The organism is Mycobacterium sp. (genome assembly GCF_049280035.1).
Classification (GTDB): Bacteria; Actinomycetota; Actinomycetes; order Mycobacteriales; family Mycobacteriaceae; genus Mycobacterium.
Map to the genome: position 1 here is coordinate 1 of NZ_JBAPPI010000899.1, position 2,027 is coordinate 2,027.

At 66.3% G+C, this 2,027-nt stretch carries 1 protein-coding gene; it reads left to right on the forward strand.

The window, feature by feature from the left end; all coding sequences use genetic code 11:
* Positions 1–2,027: type VII secretion protein EccCb (eccCb, locus tag WAN71_RS28620; protein ID WP_422228558.1), on the forward strand; the 2,027-nt coding region annotated here is incomplete at both ends.

Sequence of the window (2,027 nt, forward strand, 5' to 3'; positions counted from 1 at the left end):
TGGTGGTCATCGACGAGTTCTACGAATGGTTCCGCATCATGCCGACCGCGGTCGACGTACTGGACTCGATCGGCCGGCAGGGTCGCGCCTACTGGATCCACCTGATGATGGCCTCGCAGACCATCGAGAGCCGGGCCGAAAAGCTCATGGAGAACATGGGCTACCGGTTGGTGCTGAAAGCGCGCACCGCCGGTGCGGCGCAGGCGGCCGGCGTGCCGAACGCGGTAAACCTGCCCGCTCAGGCCGGGCTGGGCTACTTCCGCAAGAGCCTCGAGGAGATCGTCCGGTTCCAAGCGGAATTCCTATGGCGCGACTACCGCCGTGGCGTTTCGCTCGACGACGATGGGCAGACGGCGATTACGCATGCCGTGGATTACATTCGGCCGCAACTATTTACCACCGGCTTCACGCCTATCGAGGTCAGTGTCAGCGGACCGGACGACTTCGCCGCCAACGGCGAGCTTCTCGGCGGGAACGGCGAGGCGCTGGGCGGCAACGGAGCCGGCGAGCCCGACGACGAGGACGAAGAGGAAGAAGAGGCAATCCGGACGCCGAGAGTCGGCACGGTGATCATCGATCAGCTGCGCCGAATCGACTTCGAGCCCTACCGGCTGTGGCAACCGCCACTCGACGTACCGGTGTCGATCGAAAACTTGGTGAACCGGTTCCTCGATCGGCCGTGGCAGGAGGAATACGGCAGCGCCAGGAACTTGGTGTTCCCGATCGGGATCATCGACCGGCCGTTCAAGCACGACCAGCCACCGTGGGCGGTGGACACCTCCGGGCCGGGTTCAAACGTGCTGATCCTCGGTGCCGGCGGCTCGGGCAAGACCACCGCGTTGCAGACGCTGATCTCCTCGGCCGCGCTGATCCATACGCCCGAGCAGGTCCAGTTCTACGTGCTGGCCTACAGCAGCACCGCGCTGACGACGGTGGCCGGGCTGCCGCACGTCGGCGAGGTGGTCGGCCCAACCGACCCCTACGGTGTTCGCCGCACGGTGGCTGAGTTGCTGGCGCTGCTTCGCGTGCGCCAGCACACTTTCCTCGAGTACGACGTGCCCTCGATGGACGTGTTCCGTCGGCGCAAGTTCGGCGGGGAGGCCGGCAGCGTGCCCAACGACGGCTTCGGCGATGTGTACCTGGTGATCGACAACTACCGGGCGCTGGCCGAAGAGAACGAGGTGCTGATCGAGCAGGTCAACCAGATCATCAACCAGGGACCGTCGTTCGGGGTGCATGTGATAGTCACGGCCGACCGCGAGTCCGAGCTGCGGCCGCCGGTGCGCAGCGGTTTCGGATCCCGGATCGAGCTGCGGCTGGCTGCGGTTGAAGACGCGAAGCTGGTGCGCTCGCGGTTCGCTAAGGATGTTCCGGTCAAGCCGGGCCGCGGCATGGTCGCGGTGAATTACGTGCGGCTGGACAGCGATCCGCAATCGGGTCTGCACACGCTGGTGGCCAGGCCCGCGCTGGCGAGCACGCCGGACTCGGTTTTCGAGTCCGACAACGTCGCTGCAGCGGTCAGCCGGGTCGCGGTCGGTCACGCACCGCCGGTGCGCCGGCTGCCCGCCCGGTTCGGGCTGGAGCAGGTGCAGGCGTTGGCCGCGGCCGATCGGCGCCAGAACGTCGGTGCCGGTGGAATCGCTTGGGCCATCAACGAATTGGACCTACAGCCGGTGTACCTCAACTTCGCCGAGAACGCTCACCTGATGGTGACGGGTCGACGCGAGTGTGGCCGGACCACGACGCTGGCAACCATCATGGCCGAGATCGGGCGGGTGTATGAGCCGGGAGCCAGCATCGCGCAACCGACTTCGCGTCCGTCGGCACAAGTGTGGCTGGTCGACCCGCGTCGTCAACTGCTGACCACGCTGGGCACGGACTACGTCGAGAAGTTCGCCTACAACCTCGACGGCGTCGCGGCGATGATGAACGAGCTGGGTGAGGTACTGGCCCGACGTGAGCCACCGCCGGGCTTGTCGGCTGAAGAGCTGCTGTCCCGTGCTTGGTGGAGCGGGCCGGAGATCTTC